This is a genomic window from Asaia sp. HumB, assembly GCF_030263835.1.
GTDB lineage: Bacteria > Pseudomonadota > Alphaproteobacteria > Acetobacterales > Acetobacteraceae > Asaia > Asaia bogorensis.
Genome location: NZ_JARPML010000002.1, coordinates 2956574 through 2975176, shown reverse-complemented (window position 1 = coordinate 2975176; position 18603 = coordinate 2956574). Strand labels below are relative to the sequence as shown.

The 18603-nt window shown below is 59.6% G+C and carries 12 protein-coding genes; 3 read left to right on the top strand and 9 right to left on the bottom strand.

The annotated features are described in order from the left end of the window. Positions 1-21: 21 nt before the first annotated feature. Positions 22-1497, bottom strand: coding sequence for a glycosyltransferase family 2 protein (locus tag P5689_RS14455; protein WP_285533688.1), 1476 nt, complete (start codon positions 1495-1497; stop codon positions 22-24). Positions 1498-1817: 320 nt separating this feature from the next. Here P5689_RS14455 and P5689_RS14450 point away from each other — a divergent pair, with 320 nt between their 5' ends. Next, entirely contained in the window at positions 1818-3074 is a 1257-nt protein-coding gene (locus P5689_RS14450) for an AGE family epimerase/isomerase (RefSeq protein ID WP_285533687.1), read from the top strand. A 109-nt stretch (positions 3075-3183) separates the two neighbouring features. Here the strand turns inward: P5689_RS14450 and P5689_RS14445 are convergent, their stop codons facing one another. From P5689_RS14445 to edd, 8 genes are all read right to left on the bottom strand, one after another. Beyond that, complete coding sequence (locus P5689_RS14445; protein WP_285533686.1) at positions 3184-3930, bottom strand: hypothetical protein; 747 nt, start codon at positions 3928-3930, stop codon at positions 3184-3186. Between the two features lie 126 nt (positions 3931-4056). Continuing rightward, positions 4057-5637, bottom strand: a complete 1581-nt coding sequence (gene purH, locus P5689_RS14440) for a bifunctional phosphoribosylaminoimidazolecarboxamide formyltransferase/IMP cyclohydrolase (RefSeq protein ID WP_285533685.1) — start codon at positions 5635-5637, stop codon at positions 4057-4059. 55 nt (positions 5638-5692) lie between these two features. After that, the gene (locus P5689_RS14435) at positions 5693-6253 is read right to left on the bottom strand and encodes a metal-dependent hydrolase (protein ID WP_285533684.1); all 561 of its coding nucleotides are present in this window, start codon (positions 6251-6253) and stop codon (positions 5693-5695) included. A 238-nt stretch (positions 6254-6491) separates the two neighbouring features. Beyond that, a complete protein-coding gene (locus tag P5689_RS14430) occupies positions 6492-7982 on the bottom strand; it encodes an efflux transporter outer membrane subunit (protein ID WP_285533683.1) in 1491 nt (496 codons plus the stop codon). Then, the gene (locus P5689_RS14425) at positions 7979-9073 is read right to left on the bottom strand and encodes an HlyD family secretion protein (protein ID WP_062164494.1); all 1095 of its coding nucleotides are present in this window, start codon (positions 9071-9073) and stop codon (positions 7979-7981) included. The genes P5689_RS14430 and P5689_RS14425 overlap by 4 nt, the downstream gene beginning before the upstream one ends. Positions 9074-9076: 3 nt before the next feature. After that, on the bottom strand, positions 9077-10636 hold the full coding sequence (locus P5689_RS14420; protein ID WP_062164493.1) for an MFS transporter: 1560 nt from the start codon (positions 10634-10636) through the stop codon (positions 9077-9079). A 355-nt stretch (positions 10637-10991) separates the two neighbouring features. Continuing rightward, positions 10992-11582: a bifunctional 4-hydroxy-2-oxoglutarate aldolase/2-dehydro-3-deoxy-phosphogluconate aldolase gene (eda, locus tag P5689_RS14415; protein ID WP_285533906.1), complete on the bottom strand. Its 591-nt coding sequence runs from the start codon at positions 11580-11582 to the stop codon at positions 10992-10994. Then, on the bottom strand, positions 11482-13470 hold the full coding sequence (gene edd, locus P5689_RS14410; RefSeq protein WP_285533682.1) for a phosphogluconate dehydratase: 1989 nt from the start codon (positions 13468-13470) through the stop codon (positions 11482-11484). Before edd ends, eda begins: the two co-directional genes overlap by 101 nt. A gap of 301 nt (positions 13471-13771) precedes the next feature. On the opposite strand from edd, the gene P5689_RS14405 reads away from it, so the two are divergent. After that, on the top strand, positions 13772-16705 hold the full coding sequence (locus P5689_RS14405) for a TonB-dependent receptor domain-containing protein (protein WP_285533681.1): 2934 nt from the start codon (positions 13772-13774) through the stop codon (positions 16703-16705). A gap of 164 nt (positions 16706-16869) precedes the next feature. Further along, the gene (locus P5689_RS14400; protein WP_285533680.1) at positions 16870-18507 is read left to right on the top strand and encodes an FGGY-family carbohydrate kinase; all 1638 of its coding nucleotides are present in this window, start codon (positions 16870-16872) and stop codon (positions 18505-18507) included. The last annotated feature ends 96 nt before the right edge of the window (positions 18508-18603 follow it).

The following is an 18603-nucleotide window of genomic DNA, read 5'->3' as shown; positions in this document are numbered from 1 at the left end:
GATGCCGCGCTGTGATGCGCCCTAGTCAGGCGCGTTGGCGGCCTTGAAGTCGTCAAGAGAAAATGGGCGGCCAAAAATCTCGATCTGATCGGTCTGCAGATAGACCTGCTTGCCCGGTATGGAGACACGAACGAAGCGCCCGAGAACGCCTACCTCGTCGATCCAGTTGAATGGCGTCCCGTCAAGCCCGCCGAAGACCGGGCCGTCCTGCCGATCGATAATCGTTTTCCATATGATGCGATCATGCGAAACTTCGACCTTGAAGCTCGCCAACCGCTCCATCACGCCATCCAACCGGTTGAAAATCATGATCTGATGAATGTGGCTAAGCACTTCGAGATCAACCATCCACCAGGGGTTGTCTTCAAGGGTCGTGTGATGCTGCGGGTGTCCCGTCAGGAAACCTGATACGGCCCGACTGGCATCGTCATCGCGCGAGCCTTGATGCATGGTGGAACTCTGCGTGGCGCGCTTTCCTCTCGAAAGGAGATCCCATTGCGAGCAGGGCACGATGCTCGTCTGCCATCCCTTTCCGATCATCGCCTCCCAGTAGTCGGACAGATAGGTATCGAGCACGGCATTGGTTGCAGCGTGATACTCGGCCCGCTCCTGCGCATTCTTGTTCTGCCAATGGGTCTGGGCAGCGAAGTCTCCCTGGCATCCCCGGGCAACACGACGCGTGAAATCCTGTTCCGAGCGGATATTGAAATGCGCGATATAGCCAGCCTGAACGAGGCGCTCACGCCTGTTGTCGGCGTTCAGAAAAGACCACGCGTGGTCAGGGAAGTTATTGTAATAACCCTCCATCGATTCACCGAGCATGTTGCAGGCGCGCAGCGGCGCGCCCAAGCCAAATAGATCGTGATGGATGGCCACATGTGGGTTCTCGCAGGCACGCCGATAGGACACGGCCTCCGCCTTGGCGAGGATCTTGGTAAAAGGTGAGGCACCGCTCTCGCGATAGGGGTAATGACGCAGGACACTTCCGGCTGGCCGCTCGACATGACCACCATGGCCATAGCCACACCAGTTGAGATAGACCGCGTCGTGATCTGCACCGAAACGGGTGCTTACACTGCTGATGTCGTTGCTGCCCGGCAAACACACAAACTCATCGATATCCAGAAACATCAACCAGCGCGTCTCATGCACATGGTGGCGCAGAAAGTGGCGATACATCTGAAACTGCTCGCCCACATAGCGATAGTGATGGAAGGTCACGAATGGCTTTTCGGCGATAATGAAAGGCATCACTGCTTCATAGAGTGCCGTCGGATCATCATCGTTACAGTACAGATAGACATGGTCGAACCCGATCGACCGATGATAGGTGAGCCATTCCACGACGCTTTCCGTCTCCCAGCGCGCGCAGGCTACCAGTGAATGCTGGTAATGCGGCGCAGGCCAGATTCCCTTGTTGCGAGCAACTTCCAACGGAAGCTTGCCATAACCAAGAAGATCAACCGGGGGCAGATTTACTGACTGTGACGGCGCCATGTCTTTTCTTGTCGTCCTGATGCGATAATACTTACGCGCTAACGCGTTGATGCCGCACAATAAGACGCGCCAATGCCAAGCCATAGTGAATTCTTGTGACAGACCTGCGGAACAGACAGGACGCAGGATCGTGACAGGCGTTATCGTGCTCTTGTCACGCGTTATACGTATCCGAAGCGGAGCCCTTCCGGGTTCGCCGTTTCCGCTCTCCTGAAACGACACGCAATATTCTGTCGCGCAACTCAACGCGTCTCCATGCGTGATCATTGCCGTTCATGTAATGCGAGGCCCCTTTGGCGGCCGATAACGGGACAGTTTCTATGACCGATCTTCTCTCGCCCATGCTTCTGCCTGAAACGAGCTGGGTGCGCCGTTCCGCCCATCGCCTGTGGTTAGCCGCCGAGGGCCGCCGCCTGCTCCGCTTTGCTATGGCATCGCGTATGGAGGGCGGTTTTGGCGCCCTTGGCCGCGACGGCACCCTGCCCGAAGGCGCGTTGCCAGACGGCATCCTGACCGCCCGTATGGTCCATGCCTTCTCCATGGCAGCCCTGCAGGGCATCCCGGGCTGCCTCCCGCTTGTGCGTCATGGCGTCAAGGCTCTTCTCGGCCCGCTCCATGACAAGGATCACGGCGGCTGGTACGAATCACCTGCGGCACGCGAGGGCCGCAAACAGGCCTATCTTCATGCTTTCGTGGCCCTGGCCGGCTCGTCTGCCACCTTGCTGGGAGTCGAAGGGGGCGAAAAGCTCCTCAGCCTGGCGACCGAAGTGCTCGAGAAACATTACTGGTCCGAAGATGAAGGCGTCATGCGTGAGAGCTTCGCCTTCGACTGGAGCGACGAGGAAGATTATCGCGGTGCGAACGCCAACATGCATTCGACAGAATCCTGCCTCGCCCTTGCCGATATCACAGGGGATGAGAAATGGCTCGATCGCGCCCATCGTATCGTGCATCGCTTTGTGCACGAGATCGCGGGAAACCATGATTACTGCATGCCCGAGCATTTCAACCGGGAATGGACACTCCTCAAGGACTACAATCAAGACAAGACGACAGACCCCCTGCGCCCCTATGGCATGACACCGGGCCATTTTGCAGAATGGGCCCACCTTACTCTGAAGGTAGAGGCCGCTCTGCTGCGACGCGAGGGGACCGCCCCCGGCTGGATGCTGCACGATGCCCGCGCCCTGCTGGACTCGGCGTTGCGCTTTGGGTGGGCACCCGATGGCGATCCTGGAATGATCTACACGATCGACTGGGACCATAAGCCGGTCGTGACAGTGCGTGCGCACTGGGTGCAGGCGGAAACCGTCACCGCTGCAGTGAACCTGCTCAAGCGCACGGGCAGCCCTGCCTATGAAACATGGTATCGCAAGGTCTGGGACTATATCGCCAGCACACTGATCGACCATGAGTTTGGTGGATGGCGCAATGAGGTGGACGCGCAGGGGCGTTATTCAGGCGAGGTCTACCCGGACAAGGCTGATCTGTATCACGCCTTCCAGGCGACGGTTGCCCCCATTCTCCCCCTGTCGCCTTGCCTTACGCTCGCGTTGCGTGAGTCAGACATCGTTTGAGGACATCACGCGATCGATAGCGCCCAGGCGGGTCGTCCTGAAAATGCCGGATGGTAACGCCACCCGGCATTTCGCTTATCGAGACATCAGCTGAACCGCTGAGGGGACCTTATTCAGTGCCTCCCGGCGCCTCGATCTGATCGTAACCCGCAGATCCCGGCGGAGCGCCGCGCGGGACAAGCGGTTCATCTGAAACATGAATAGCCTGCAGCCTGTCGGGCCCAAGACGCCTTGCCACGACTAACTTGCCATAGGCCGTCTGATAGCCGTAACCCTCCGCATAGATCGGTGCCCCGAGACGCAGGAAAGACGTACGGGCACCGGAGGCAGGCACACGCAGCACGGTGCCATTGTCAAGCAAGGCTCCGTTCAGCGCCCCATCACCATCATGCAGCAACCGTGCGATCCGGCCCTGCGTGCTGGCGGGAGGAGCTGCCGTCACGAGCTCCGGCATGGGCGAGGCACAAAGCTCCTGCCCGTTGCTCAGCGCGAAAGCTCGGACGAGACGAAGCGATGGTGCGGCAAGCCCGCGAACGGTGATGGTCGCCCCAGCACGCATGTGATGATCCTGCGCGGCGAGACCGGGGGGCATTTCGATTTCGGTGCCATCCCTAAGCAAGGCACCCACGGCGTCTCCCTGTGTGCCCGGCAATAGGCGGTCTATCTTGCCAGAAAAACGGGGGAGACTTGTCAGATCGAAAACACATCCCGCCGGGAGCGAGCCGGAAACTGCTTGCGACATTTTCCCCTGAGGCTTCGTATCCCCTGAGATCGCAGGCTGAGCAGCGGCACGCCCAGCAGGCGCAAGCACCAATGCAGCAACGAACCCTGCCAGCAAACCGGTTCTGATCTTCATGTTTCCCCCCTCTGTGAGAGCTATCTCAGCCCTGTCCTTCACAACCGACTGATTGACGCGCCGTTACCCGGCGCGACTTCAGTCCGAGGCACCGGGCAGTCGGGAAAGCGACAACGCAGACCAGTTTCAATGACGGAAATGGCGCATGCCGGTAAATACCATGGCAATGCCAGCTGCATCGGCAGCATCGATCACTTCCTGGTCGCGGATGGAACCGCCCGGCTGGATAACGGCAATGGCGCCGGCCGCAATCACGCTCTCAAGGCCGTCAGCGAAGGGGAAGAACGCGTCAGACGCCGCGACCGACCGCTCTGTCAGTGCCACTGTCTCACCTGCAGCTTCGGCTGCGTCGAGACTCTTGCGCGCCGCGATACGCGCTGAGTCGACGCGTGACATCTGCCCGGCCCCGATGCCGACCGTGGCGCGATCCTTGGCGTAGATCACGGCATTGGATTTCACATGCTTGGCAACGCGGAAAGCAAAAAGCAGATCGGCCATTTCAGCGTCGGTCGGTGCCCGCTTGGTTACGACACGCAGATCGGCTTCGGTCACCTGACCGGCATCACGGCTCTGTGCCAGGAAGCCGCCTGCAACCGATTTGAACGTCATGCCCTCAGCCGTGGCGGAAGGCACGCCACCTGTCAGGAGCAGGCGCAGATTCTTCTTGCGGCTCAGCGCCGCGCGCGCGCCTTCGGTGGCATCAGGGGCCACAATCACCTCGGTGAAGATCGTGGCAATCTGCTCGGCTGTCGCCTCATCGAGTGTACGGTTCAGCGCGACGATGCCGCCGAAGGCCGAAACGGGGTCACATTTAAGTGCAGCTTTCCATGCCGCCTCGAGCGTCTCGGCGCTGGCCACACCGCAGGGATTGGCGTGCTTGACGATCACCACGCTCGGCTTGTCGAACTCGGCAACAGCCTCGAAAGCCGCATCCGTATCGTTCAGGTTGTTGTAGCTGAGGGCCTTGCCCTGGATCTGCGTTGCCGTCGCGATACCGAAACGCTTCTCACCGGTGACATAAAAAGCGGCCTGCTGATGAGGGTTCTCACCATAGCGCAGGGATTCACGACGCGTGCCACTCAGCGTCATGGTTTCTGGCAGGGCGTCGCCGCGCTGGCCGGCAAACCAGGTGGCAATCATCGCATCATAGGCACCCGTATGGGCATAGGCGGCACCTGCCCAAGCCGTGCGCTCGGCCAGGGTGGAACCGCCCGCATCGAGCGATGCCTTGAGCGCATCATATTGTGCGGGCTCTGTCAGGATCACGACATGGTCATGATTCTTGGCTGCTGCGCGGATCATGGCAGGCCCACCGATATCGATATTCTCGATGCAGTCCTCCGGGCCCGCCCCCGACGCGACGGTCGCGGCAAACGGGTACAGGTTGACGCAAACGAGGTCGATTGGCGCAATATTGTGTTCAGCCATCTGTGCCTTGTGAGAGTCCAGATCACGACGACCAAGAATACCGCCATGGATCTGCGGCACCAGCGTCTTCACACGACCATCCAGAATTTCAGGGAAGCCCGTGTGATCGGAAACGTCCGTCACGGGCAGTCCGGCATCACGCAGGGCCTTGGCCGATCCGCCCGTCGAGAGAAGCTGCGCGCCATGCGCGACCAGCGCCTTGCCCAGATCGATCAGACCGGTCTTGTCTGAAACGGAAAGAAGCGCCCGGCGGACGGGCAGGCGATCGGGAGAGGTCATGACGGGCTCCGGAATGGCTGGATTTCTAGAGGTGCTCATAGGCGTACGAGCCGTTTTACGCAATAAAAGCCATGCGGCGGGCTTTGCCGCTGTGAGACCCGATTGACGTGTGATGGCCGGACTGACGCGCCTCATGGGTCAGGAGATGATACGTCACGCCTCCCAACAACCCGAGGCTGACAAGCAGGACCATATATTCGCGCAGGCTGCCTACCCTTGCATATGGCCAGAGAGAAATCCTGTTGCGGGATAATGGGTAGAGCGCCCAGCATCCGCCGGTCACGAGGTCACCTGCGATATGGCTCGCATATCCGATCAGGAAACTTCCCAGAGCGGAACGCAAGAGACCCATTCCACCAAAATGGATCGCAGCCAGACCCAGCAGCAATGGCACAGCCAAAGAATGGGTAACTGTCCTATGGCCGATGCGACGGGAAAGCGTTCGCGAAAGCCAAGGCAGGCGACAGCCGACCATGGAGCGTTCGGTGTCGATATCAGGTGTCAGGCTCCCCAGGGCAGCCATTCCCAGAGAGGCGAATGTGAACGGCACATAGCCGGCAGCGGCCGCCGTTATTCCACAGGCCAAACCTAGAACGATATGAGAACGTCCATTCATGCCGCCTTATGGCACCACTTGATCATTCCCGTCTAGGCCGATGATTCTAAACAAGACTCTGAGAAATATATTTTGTTCAGATTGGCACCATGATCGCGCAAGGATCGCAGTTTGTTCTCTCACATCCCAAAAGAACAAATCCTGGACTCAGGAATCGCGTAAAATCAGAGATTTGATAGTTATTGATAAAGCATGATCCGAAGATATTGCTTCTCACACACTGGTCAAACCAACAACCCTAACCTGCTGATTTTGAGGCTTTATCCTCCGAAAATGCCGGATACTCCCAGCCTCCACCCAGTGCCCGGTAAAGCGAGACAAAAGCGGTCGCAATCTGAATCCTGTTGGCCGAGAAAGTTGCCTCCGCGGCCAGCGCCGCAGCCTCTGCTGTGTCGACCTGGAGGAAGTCCACAGCCCCTTCGCGATAGCGCTGTTGCGCCACCTCGACAGCCTTGCGGCTCTCCTGCCACGCGATCCGCGTCTGCACGAGGCGCTTTTGGGACTGGGCATAAGCCGTCAAGGCATTGTCGACCTCGTTCCAGGCCGTCGTCACGGTCTGGTGGTAGGCAAGCGCCGCGTCCTTTTGCTCAGCCCGTCTCAGCGCCAGTGTTCCGCGCAGGCGCCCGCCCTCAAAGAGTGGGACAGACAGGGTCGGCCCTGTCGCAAACTGACGAGATGGCAGTGAAAAGAAATTCGCTGCAGACAAGGTCTGTGTGCCCATTTGCCCCGTGAGGGTAATATCCGGGTAAAACGCAGCGATGGCGACCCCGACACCAGCAGTTGCCATATGCAGCTTGGCTTCGGCTTCACGAATATCAGGGCGCCTGCGAGCCAGGGCTGAGGGCACCCCGATCGGCGCAGCCGGCACGATGATCGGCATCGTGCCATCATGGCGTGCCAGTTCCTGCGCGAGGCTTCGCGGCGGTTCGTCCAGAAGCAGACCGATGGCGTTGATCAGCGCGCTTTCCGAATTGCGCAGGGTGGGAAGCGCCGAGGCCGTATTGGCCTGCTCCATACGGGCCTGCGCCAGATCGAGCATGGTCGCTGCGCCGTTGCCAAAACGTGACTGCACGAGGGCCAGATCATGATCGGAAACCGCCATGTGCCGCTCGGTAATTGCAATCTGGTCCTGAACTCCGCGAAGCTGCATATAGCTGTCAACCAGTGTCGCGATGGTACTGAGGGCAAGGCCGTGGCGTGCCTCGGCGGCGGCCTCCTGTGCTGCGTGCTGGGCTTCGACGGCGCGGCGTATCTGCCCGAAAAGATCGAGATCCCATGACGCGCCAAGCGTGTTCTGAAAGAAATCATATTCGTTCGGCGCGCCATTGCGTGGCTGCACAAGCGAGATAAATCCCGTCTCGCTCTGATGGGTGCGGGTATAAGACCCGGCCCAGTTCAAACTAGGGAGCCCCTGCGCGGCCGCGATACGTGTTTGCGACCGGGCTTCGGCAATACGTTGCATCCCGCGTTGCAGGTCGATGTTCTGCACTGCAAGACGATCAATCAGATAATTGAGCTCAGGGTCGTTGAACTGCTTCCACCAGGCCACATCGACCGGACCGCCATAGGTCGCTCCTGCCACATCCTGCGGTTCCGCCCCGAACTGCGCGGGCGAGATCACATCCGGACGTTTGAAATCAGGGCCCATCGTGCAGGCTGAAACCATGCTGCCAACACAGCACAGCGCTATTCCGCCGCGCCGAACAGCCGCCCGCCTGATCTTTCTCATCGTGCGGTGATCCCGTTCGCGCTATGCCGCTGCTCATCCACGACATTTTCAAGATGGGTATCGACCGTCGTCTCGACCGAAAAGCCCATACGCAGCAGCCTGGCAAGAGGCTGGTTCGGGGCCACGACGATCTTCACGGGAAGGCGCTGGACGATCTTGGTGAAATTCCCCGTGGCATTTTCCGGGGCGATCGGGGCGAAGGCGGCACCCGAAGCCGGCGGGATACTGTCAACGATGCCGTCCAGATCCATATCATAGGCGTCGACATGGATACGGGCATGCTGCCCGGGACGCATATGGCGCAGCGCAAGCTCACGGTAATTCGCCATGACCCAGAGCTGATCCATCGGCACAAGCGCCATAAGGGCGGCACCCGGCGATACATAATTGCCCGATTGAACGGTCTTCTCGCCCACCATACCGTCAAACGGCGCGCGTATCTCGGTATAGGACAGGTTGAGTTCGTCCTGCCGCACCACGGCGTGGTCGATCTTAAGCGTCCTGAGCGCCGCCTCATGGCGTGCCCGCAGGATCGGAATCTCATCCTGTGCTGCCGTGATCCGCGCTTTCATGCTCCTCAGATTGGCTTCCATTTCGCGCATGGAGGCATCGGTAAGCTGACGCTCCTGCGCGGACCCTGCGCCGGTCTGGGCCAGGTTGTGATAGCGCTGGGCATTCTGCCTGGCATAGACGAGCTGCGCCTCAATCCGCGCGGCTTCTGCCTTGCTTTCCTCGATCATGCTCGGCTGACGATCCACCGCCGCCTCGGCATCGAGCACGAGCGCCTCGTCGTGTGCGAGCTGGGCGCGACTGCGCGTAAGCGCCGTTTCGTAGTCGCGCGGATCGAGCCGTGCCATGACCTGCCCCGCCTTGACGCTCTGGTTGTCATCAACCAGCACCTCGACCACCTGTCCCGGCACACGCGGCGCAATGGTGGCGTAATGGGCCGTCACATAGGCATCATTGGTCCAGACCTTGCGGTTTGGCACGAAAATGATCGCAAGGATGATCCCGCAGAACACCACAAGGATGAAGCCTGTCACAAGGAAAGGCCATTTGGCGGGGCTGCTTTTCTGGTCGTCTGAGGCCATGATTCAGGATTTTTTCTTCACGAACATGAGGCGGGGGGGATAGGTCCGCTGAGGCAGGAGAATGACCCATGCCATGAGGAACACCGTAATCCCGGCGATGATGAGATAGGCGTCAGACAGTTCCAGAACAGTCGTCTGATGAGCAACCTGATATTTGAAGGTGGGCAACGCATCCGGGCTGCGCGGGGTACCGTCAGGCAGTAAAGGCGCCGGGCGCTGTAGCGGAATGGCATTTGCCTGAAAGGTGCGGTAGCGGTCCAGCCCGATGCGGTCCGTAATGCGGTTGGAGTGCAGACCGCCGCGCCAGCGATGGATGAGCTGAAGCATCCAGACGCCGATAGCCTGTGACACGGCACGCGGGGTGTTGACCATTGCGGAGGCAAACGGCCCCTCGGCGGGAACGAGCGAGTTGGTGGACATCATGAGCAGTGGCATGACAATCATCGCCTCACCCGCGCCCATGAAAATCTGCCACAGATAGAACTCGTTACGGTTCCATCCGACCGTCAGAAAGCTGTCGCCAATACACGCCATGCAGATCAGGCACATGCCCAGCAGGCTGACCACGCGGCTATCAACCGCCTTGCTGTTCAGCACCACAGCCATAAGAGGCAGCATGACGAGCTGGATACAGGCAATCTCCAGCGTGACAGGGTAGATCTGTTCAGGCCGGTAGCCAGCCACTTCCTGCAGGAATGTCGCAGGCAGGGTCGATGAAGCCAGAGACACCACAAGGAAGATGAGCAACGTCGTTGCCCCGTAGGCAAAATTGCGTCGACCAAGAAGCTGGATACGAAATAGCGGCGTATGCTGCTCCCATTCATTGATCACCAGAAGGGGTATGCACACCACCGCCACCAGGGCCATGACGCAGATGGCGGGTGAATTGAACCAGTCCAGCCGGTCTCCCTGCTGCAGCATCGTGGAGAGCGCCCCGAAGCCGAACAAAATAAGAAGCGCGCCCTTCCAGTCGAAATTGCGGAAGCGTTTGTAATTCGGCTCCTCTGGCGCGATGCCATACCATATGAGCGAGATCGCCAGACTGCCAAAAGGCACGGCTTGCCAGAACACAAAGCGCCAATCGACAAGATCGGTCCACAGACCTGCCAGCGCCGTGCTGAGATTGGGAAAAAACGTGGCTGTAAGGGAGTAAGCCGCAAGGCCATAAAGCCGCACGGGGGGTGCCAGTACGCGCAGGGCCACCAGCAGCAGCAACGGCACGGCAAACCCGCCAGCCAGCCCCTCGATAAGACGCAACCCATAGAGCAGGGTCAGATTGTGGTTGAACGGGATGCAGGCGGCCGAAAGGCTAGCAATCATCGCTACCACCACCGCAAAGCGGCGGACACCGAAGGTCAGCGCCATCCAGGGCGCGAGCGACATCCCCATGACTTCGGCCGAGAGATAAAGGCTGTTGAACCAAGTCCCGGGATCGTGGCTGATGCCCAGCCCGCCCAGGATATCAGGGAGTGATTGTGACGAGACCTGCTCGTTGAGTTCGGTTGTCATCGCGAGCACGATGACACCAGCCAATCCGAAATAGGATCGCCCCTGCTTTGTCATGAAAGCGGCTGAGAGCCGTGGGGATCCGGACTGAATTCTGAGGAGGGCATGTCTGTGTCTATCCGTCGAAAGGCTTCGACTTGGCAATGATCCCGATCTTAAATTCTAAGTTATAATTTCTGACTGACGGATCAGGGACGTACCTCAATCGAGACCGCATAACCGACGGACGGTCTTGCATATTCCATGGGGCGCCGAACACACCTCACAAGACAGGCAGTGAGACAGCACGGCAGTCACATACGCCCCCTCGCCACTGCCTTCCTGCCCGACGCCTCAGCGCGCATCCGGGCCGCGCGAACCGGGCCCATCGTCGTAGATCCGTCAGAAGGTCTTTCTCTCCGCGCGTCTGGCCTCAGCCTGCCATCTTCGCAGCATTGCGAGCACGTTCCTCGATCGCGGCAGCATCGAACGGACCAGCCGTAAGCCAGGAACCGCCCACACATGTAACAGCGGGTTCGGCAAGCCAGGCACTGGCGTTGTCTTCCGTGATTCCGCCCGTGGGGCAGAAACGGGCCTTGCCGAATACGGCGGCAAGCGCCTTGAGCGCAGGCAGGCCCCCATTGGCCATGGCAGGGAAGAACTTGAAACGGCTCAGTCCGAGGTCGAGCCCACGCATGATATCACCTGCATTGGCCACACCCGGCAGGAGCGGCACGTCATGACGCTGTGCAGCAGCGGCGACTTCTGGCGTCAGACCGGGGCTTACGATGAACTGCGAGCCCGCATCGACAGCGCGTGCCAGATCGTCACCGTTCAGCACAGTGCCCGCCCCGACATGAGCGCCCTCAACCTTGGACATTTCCCGGATGGCGTCGAGTGCGCATTCGGTGCGCAGCGTCACCTCAAGCGTGGTCAACCCGCCCGCGACGAGCGCCTGCGCGATCGGCCGGGCCAGCGACAGGTCCGGCATGACCAGTACCGGAATGACCGGACAACGCGTCATGACCGAGTCGAGCAGAGTCGTGTCGAGCATCGAAGAATTCCTTGTCGAGTTCTGTGGCATGCAGGTCCATTGTGTCTTCGAGAGCGGCGAGCATGGCTGAGCCCCCTTTCTCTGCCGTATCGGACCGGCTGCGCATCAGTGTGAACAGTTCGCGTCCCGTACCCAGTCCGGGCAGGGGCGGCAAGGCCGGTTGACGCGCCTGCCAGATGGCGGGCTCAACAAGCGCTTCGATCTGCCCACGGCGGGCACAGATACGCAACATGTCGCCATCCTCAATGCGGGCAATCGGGCCGCCGGATTGGGCCTCTGGGCAGATATGGATGGCGGCTGGCACCTTCCCGCTTGCGCCGGACATGCGACCATCCGTGAGCAACGCCACGCGATAGCCCTTGTCCTGCAGGACTGCCAGAGTGGGCGTCAGGCGATGCAGCTCAGGCATGCCGTTTGCATCCGGTCCCTGGAAACGGACCACCACAATGACATCACGGTTCAGCTTGCCTGCCTTGAAAGCGGCGATGACATCTTCCTGACGATGAAACACTGCAGCCGGTGCCTCGATGGTCTGGCGGTCATCATCGACGGCACTCGTCTTGTAAATGCCACGGCCAAGACTGCCCTGAACCAGACGCATCCCGCCATCCTGACGGAAAGGCTCGCGTGTATCGCGCAGTACGCTGCGATCGGATGACGCGCGCGCTGCGCTGTAGAGCAGGGCCTCTCCCTCCAGTCGTGCACGGCAGGCGTAATCCGCGTAGCCACCCTTCGAAACCGTAAGGATGTCCTGATGCAGCATCCCGGCCTCGCTCAGCGCAGCGATCAGCGTTGGCAGCCCACCGGCTTCCTGCATGGCGTTCACATCGGCCGAACCGTTGGGATAAGCCCGCGTGAGCAAAGGCACGGCCCCGGAGAGCGCATCGAGATCGCTCCAGTCGATGCAGATGCCTGCTGCACGCGCGATGGCCGGCAGGTGGATGGCGTGATTGGTGGACCCACCCGTGGCCAGCAGACCGACCGCCGCATTCACGATGGCTTTTTCATCGACCATCCGGGCAAGCGGGCGGTGATCCGCGCCAGGGCGTGAAATTTCGACAAGGCGATGCACAGCCTTGCGGTTGAGCGCCTGACGGATGCGGGTACTGGGGTTCCAGAAAGCAGAGTCGGGCAACATCAGGCCCATCATCTCCACCATCATCTGATTGGTGTTGGCCGTGCCATAAAAGGTGCAGGTTCCGGCACTATGATAGGAGGCAGCTTCGGCCTCCATCAACGCGCTCGAATCCACCTTTCCCTCGGCATAGAGCTGCCGCACGCGCTGCTTTTCCTTGTTCGGCAGCCCAGACGTCATGGGGCCCGCCGGAACGAGCAGCGCGGGCAGATGGCCAAAGCGCAGCGCGCCCATGAGCAGTCCTGGCACGATCTTGTCGCATATGCCCAGCAGCGCCACGCCCTCGAACATCCCGTGGCTTAAGGCGATGGCCGTGCCCATGGCAATGTTGTCCCGCGACAGCAGAGAGAGTTCCATACCCTCCTGCCCCTGCGTAACGCCGTCACACATGGCCGGCACGCCGCCAGCCACCTGAACTGTCGCACCCATTTCGCGAGCGAAAAGGCGCATCTGGTCGGGATAGCGCGCATAAGGCTGATGCGCCGAGAGCATGTCGTTGTAGCTGGTAACGACACCCAGATTCACCCCGCCCCCACGCATGAGGCGCGCCTTGTCCTCACCCGACGCCGCAAGGGCATGGGCCAGATTGCCGCAGGCAAGACGCGGGCGCGAGATGCCCTTCTGACGGTTTCGCTCCATGAGGGCGAGATAGCGACGCCGCGACACGGCGGAGCGCTCGATGATGCGCTCGGTGACGGAAGCAACGACGGGATGAACGGTCATGGCGGCTCGCTGGAAGCAGTTTCGTGCTCGCGTTTTCGCGAGCTGCGCCCTTGTAAAGTTTCCGTGATCAACGCGTCAAGTGCCGGTTGGTAATAAAATTCCCAAACATGCGTCAGTTTTAAAACTTCCTATCAACATCCATGCAACAGCCTGTTGCATCGGGAACACATCGCAATGAAAATGTCACAATGGCGACGGGTGACTCTACGTTACGAGATTGAAACTCTTGATCACCATGTGCCATCTGCGGGGTCAAATTCGGAGCTTATTCCGCCCTCAATTCCTTTCGCGAAAGTGACCAATGGCCATTTCCCGCATACGCATCTGCCGCGCCTCCATGCTGCTTGGTGCAACGATCCTCGCCGGTGCAAGCGTCACCGCTCAGGCCGCCACAACGACCACGGCCCAGCACAAGGCAAGCCACAAGAGCAGCACAAAGCGCGCCGTTCGCACGTCTGCGCGTCCGGTCAGCACGGGCATCACGGCAACCCCGGCGGCTGTCACGACGGCAGCACCAGTCAGCGCACGTCGCAGCAGCCTTTCGTCGCTTTCCAGCCCCGCTCCGGCCGGCAATGAAAGCATCACGGTCGTTGGCTCGGCGCTCAGCACGTCGAACAACACCAACGCGAACCCGGTGCAGATCATCACCTCCAAGCAGATCGCCCAGACGGGTGTGAACAACCTTGGTGACTACTTCATGCGCCTGCCGTCAGTTGGCTCCAGCGGCACAAGCAATTCCGTCACCAATGGTGGCGGTGGCGTTTCCTGCGTCGATCTGCGTAACCTCGGTCTGTCTCGCGTTCTCGTGCTGGTGGATGGCAAGCGTACGACGGTCAACGGCGCTAGTAACTGCGTCGATCTCAATTCGATCCCGGTTCAGCAGGTCGCAAGCGTCGAGATCCTCAAGGATGGCGGCTCGGAGCTTTATGGTGCAGACGCCGTTTCGGGCGTGATCAACATCAAGATGCGTCACGACGTAAACACCGGCAACATCACGATGCGCGGTAGCATCTCTCAATACGGCGATGCACCCGAGGGTATGCTTTCCGGCTTCAAGGGCTGGAACTTTGACCACGGCAAGGGCAACATCACGCTGTTTGGCCAGTATCTGACCTCGAGCGGCGTCATGCAGCGCAATCGCTCCTGGGCAAATCCGGCGGCGCAGAACAATCCCGTGAAGGGACAGCCGACCTTTGGCTCCGGCTATGCCAGCACAGGCACATTCTATCCCGATAGCGGTGGCACCTATACGAGCCACGATAACGGGCAGACAGCTGTTCCTTTCACCAAGAACGACCGCTACCCGTTCAATCGTGACCAGAGCCTGACCAGTTCGTATCAGGACTCATCGCTCTCCGGTGACACGCATTACGATGTGAACAAGCACCTGACGCTTTATGCGAATGTGCTCTATAGCCATCGTACGACGGACAGCTTTCTGGCCCCGGTGCCGGTCAGCGGCGCCATTCCTCCCAGCACGCTGCCAAACTCCGTTTATGTGCCTGCAGATTATCCCGGCAATCCGTTCGGTGAAGAGACCCAGGTCTATCGTCGCATGAGCGAATTCGGCTCGCGTCGCACCGAGCGGGCTTCCGACACAGTCACCGGTATGTTCGGCGCCAAGGGTGAGATCACCCATGGCTGGATGTATGACGCTTCCTACACTTATGGTGTAAACCGTGAGCAGGTGCGTACCCTCAACGTCGGTAACTACGCCAATCTGCTGAATGCCTGGGGCCTTCGCGCCGACGAACCCGGCAATCCGGACAGCAAGCTCAGCTATGATCCCTCGGTGTGTCAGGCTTCAGCAGGTTGCGAATTGTCCTCGCCTTTCGGTCGTCTAACGCAGCAGGGTGCGAATTACGCGAATTATACGACTGTCGAGAACATCCAGTACCAGTTCCGCGACACCAATTTCCGCGTCCATAACAACCATGTCGTCTCAATGCCGTGGAAAAATGGCGGTGACCTTGGTATCGCCCTGGGCATGGAGCATCGCAGCGAACAGGTCAGCGACAGCCCTGATCCGCTGGTGGAGCAAGGTATCGCTCTGACAAATGCGCAGTCCTATGCGGGCGGTGGCTTCAATGTATCCGAGGGGTATCTTGAGGGCAAGCTCAACCTGCTGAAAAATGCCTTCCTCGCGAAAGATCTCACGATCGATGCGCAGGGGCGTTATTCCTCCTACAATACATTCGGCGGCGCGAAAAACTGGAAGGTTGCCATCAACTGGGCACCCAATCGCGATATCCGCTTCCGCGGCACATTGGGCACGTCATATCGCCAGCCTAACGTCTATCAGATGTTCGGTGGCCAGCAGCTGAGCTATGAGTTCGCTAACGATCCGTGCGCACAGGTCGCGAGCTATGGCGCCCAATCGGCAACCGTTGCCGCAACCTGTGCACGTCAGGGTATTCCGTCGAACTTCACAATGGTCAGCCAGGGCCAGGTGCCTACCCTCCAGGGCGGTAATGCGGCTCTCAAGCCGGAGACAGGTCGTACCTATACGTTCGGCACGGTCATCACGCCGCACTGGATTCCGGGTCTCTCGCTCTCGGCGGAATACTGGCACTACACAGTCAAGAACATGATCAGCGTGATCGGCACGCAGTATCTTCTTGATCAGTGCTATACCGGCGGAAACGCGAGTTATTGCAACAACATCGTTCGTGCGCCGAACAACCAGATCCAGACAGCTTCGGCACTTTATGAGAACCTCGGCGGTCTGCGTACCGGCGGTCTAGATCTTGATCTGGACTATGCCTTCCGCATCACCCGTCATGATCGTTTGAGCCTGAGCAATAATTTCCAGCAGCTCATCAGCTATCAGCAGCAATATGTCCCGGGCGGGCAGTGGTACAATTATGACGGCCGACTGCTGTATAATAACGGATCGGGCCAGCCGCGCGTCCGTAACTATACGACTGCGACATGGCGCCATGATGCCTTCAGCTTCACCTATATGATGAGCTACACGGGCGGCATGGTCTGGAACAACCAGACAGTCGATCTGACAAAGGACACAGGTGGACGTTACAAGACGCCTGGCATTTTCTCACACGACATAACTCTCGGCTATCAGCTGAACCGGTGGAGCTTCCAGGCAGGTGTGCGGAACCTGTTCGACAAGAAGCCCCCCTATGTTGTGGATGGCGCGACCAACACGAACGTCTATCAATACGGCAACCTCTTTGTCGGACGTAACGTCTTCCTCCAGGCGGGCGTGGACTTCTAAGGCAAGATCCTCCCTATTGAGCCCGAAAAGCCCGTCATCTCAGGATGACGGGTTTTTTTGTGCGATATCTCATACATATTGAGACAGATCACACGCATTGGTGAATTGCATCCCAGAAGCTGAGTGGGAATATGACGAATTCGTAAGAGTTTGGATGGGTCCCCATGGAAGTTGTTATTGGCGTCGATGTCGGCACAGGCAGTGCACGCGCCGGCGTGTTTTCCCTCACCGGAGAGAAGCTCGCTTCCTGCGTGACCCCCACCCGTACCTGGCGGCCTGAGGCAGATTTCATCCAGCAATCCTCTACGGACATCTGGGGTGCCATCTGCAAGAGCGTTCGCACGGCAATGAGCGAGCTCCAGGGGAAAAACCCTGTGGTGCGCGGCATCGGGTTTGACGCCACCTGCTCGCTCGTCGTTCTCGATCGCGAGGGTAAGCCCCTCTCCATCGATCCCAAGGGGGCAGCTGAGCAGGACATCATCCTCTGGGCCGATCATCGCGCGATGAAAGAAGCTGAGGAAATCAACGCAGGCCAGTATGAGGTGCTGCGTTATGTCGGGGGCACCATCTCTCCCGAGATGGAAACGCCAAAGCTGCTCTGGCTCAAGCGCAATATGCCGGAAACCTTCGCCAAAGCCGGCTATTTCTTTGATCTTCCCGATTACCTGACCTGGCGCGCAACCGGCGCAGACTCCCGCAGCTGCTGCTCGACAGTGTGCAAATGGACCTATCTCGCCCATTCCAAGGGCTGGGATGAGTCCTACTTCAAGGCAATCGGTCTGGGCGAACTGGTTGATGAAGGCTACCAGCGCATCGGCAAGGATGTGCGTTCACTGGGCGAGACCGTCGGGAACGGGCTGAGTGCCGATGCCGCGCAGGAACTCGGGCTCGAAGCTGGTATCCCTGTCGGTGTATCCGCGATTGACGCCCATGCCGGTGGCATCGGTGTGATTGGCTCCGCATCGGGTGAGACGGTTGATGATGCCGCACTCGACCGCAGTCTTGCGCTGATCGGTGGAACGTCGAGCTGCCACATGGCCGTGTCGAAAGAGGCACGTTATGTGGATGGGATCTGGGGCCCCTATTCCGAGGCCATGATCCCAGGCACGTGGCTGAACGAAGCCGGTCAGTCTGCCGTAGGCTCACTTGTCGATTTCGTAATTTCCAGCCATGCCTATGGCCCTGAGCTGGCCGAAAAAGCCAAATCAGAAGGTCGTACTGTCTACGAGCTGCTCAATGAGCGCCTGGCCGAACTCGAAAAGGGCGCCCTGCCCGGTTCGCTAACAGCCGAATTCCACGTACTGCCAGATTATCATGGTAACCGGTCGCCCCACGCCGATCCGACCCTGCGCGGCATGGTGAGCGGGCTCAGCCTCTCGGCCGGGTTCGATGACCTTGTGATGCTCTATCTCGCGACCATTCAGGGCCTGGCCTATGGCACGCGCGATATCATTCGCGCGCTCAATGCCAAGGGCTACGCAATCGACACCATTTTCGCGACAGGGGGCGGCACCAAGAACCCCGTGTTCCTGCGTGAACATGCCAATGCAACGGGATGCCGTATCATGCTGCCAAAGGAGCCCGATGCTGTTCTCCTTGGCTCGGCCATCCTCGGCGCGGTTGCAGGCGGTGCTTACAGCGACATGCGCGTGGCCATGTCGCAGATGACCCGTGTCGGCGCGGAAGTCGCGCCTGATACCAGCACGTCACGTTATCATAACGCCAAATTCGCCGTGTTTCAGGCGATGCATGACGAGCAGCTTCACCATCGTGCCCTGATGGCCGAAGCCCTCGCCCACTAGACCTTCAAGCCCCCACGCCACGTGGGGAACATCATCCGGACTACCCACAAGACACGCTGAACTTTTCCTTTACAGCCAGGACGAGCGGCCTTACGC

Excerpts from the sequence above, each read along its gene's own strand:
- P5689_RS14400 (WP_285533680.1), top strand. The coding sequence starts at position 16,870 with ATGGAAGTTGTTATTGGCGTCGATGTCGGCACAGGCAGTGCACGCGCC.
- P5689_RS14455 (WP_285533688.1), bottom strand. The coding sequence starts at position 1,497 with ATGGCGCCGTCACAGTCAGTAAATCTGCCCCCGGTTGATCTTCTTGGT.
- P5689_RS14450 (WP_285533687.1), top strand. The coding sequence starts at position 1,818 with ATGACCGATCTTCTCTCGCCCATGCTTCTGCCTGAAACGAGCTGGGTG.
- edd (WP_285533682.1), bottom strand. The coding sequence starts at position 13,470 with ATGACCGTTCATCCCGTCGTTGCTTCCGTCACCGAGCGCATCATCGAG.
- P5689_RS14420 (WP_062164493.1), bottom strand. The coding sequence starts at position 10,636 with ATGACAAAGCAGGGGCGATCCTATTTCGGATTGGCTGGTGTCATCGTG.
- P5689_RS14445 (WP_285533686.1), bottom strand. The coding sequence starts at position 3,930 with ATGAAGATCAGAACCGGTTTGCTGGCAGGGTTCGTTGCTGCATTGGTG.
- P5689_RS14405 (WP_285533681.1), top strand. The coding sequence starts at position 13,772 with ATGGCCATTTCCCGCATACGCATCTGCCGCGCCTCCATGCTGCTTGGT.
- eda (WP_285533906.1), bottom strand. The coding sequence starts at position 11,582 with ATGACGCGTTGTCCGGTCATTCCGGTACTGGTCATGCCGGACCTGTCG.
- P5689_RS14430 (WP_285533683.1), bottom strand. The coding sequence starts at position 7,982 with ATGAGAAAGATCAGGCGGGCGGCTGTTCGGCGCGGCGGAATAGCGCTG.
- P5689_RS14425 (WP_062164494.1), bottom strand. The coding sequence starts at position 9,073 with ATGGCCTCAGACGACCAGAAAAGCAGCCCCGCCAAATGGCCTTTCCTT.
- P5689_RS14435 (WP_285533684.1), bottom strand. The coding sequence starts at position 6,253 with ATGAATGGACGTTCTCATATCGTTCTAGGTTTGGCCTGTGGAATAACG.
- purH (WP_285533685.1), bottom strand. The coding sequence starts at position 5,637 with ATGACCTCTCCCGATCGCCTGCCCGTCCGCCGGGCGCTTCTTTCCGTT.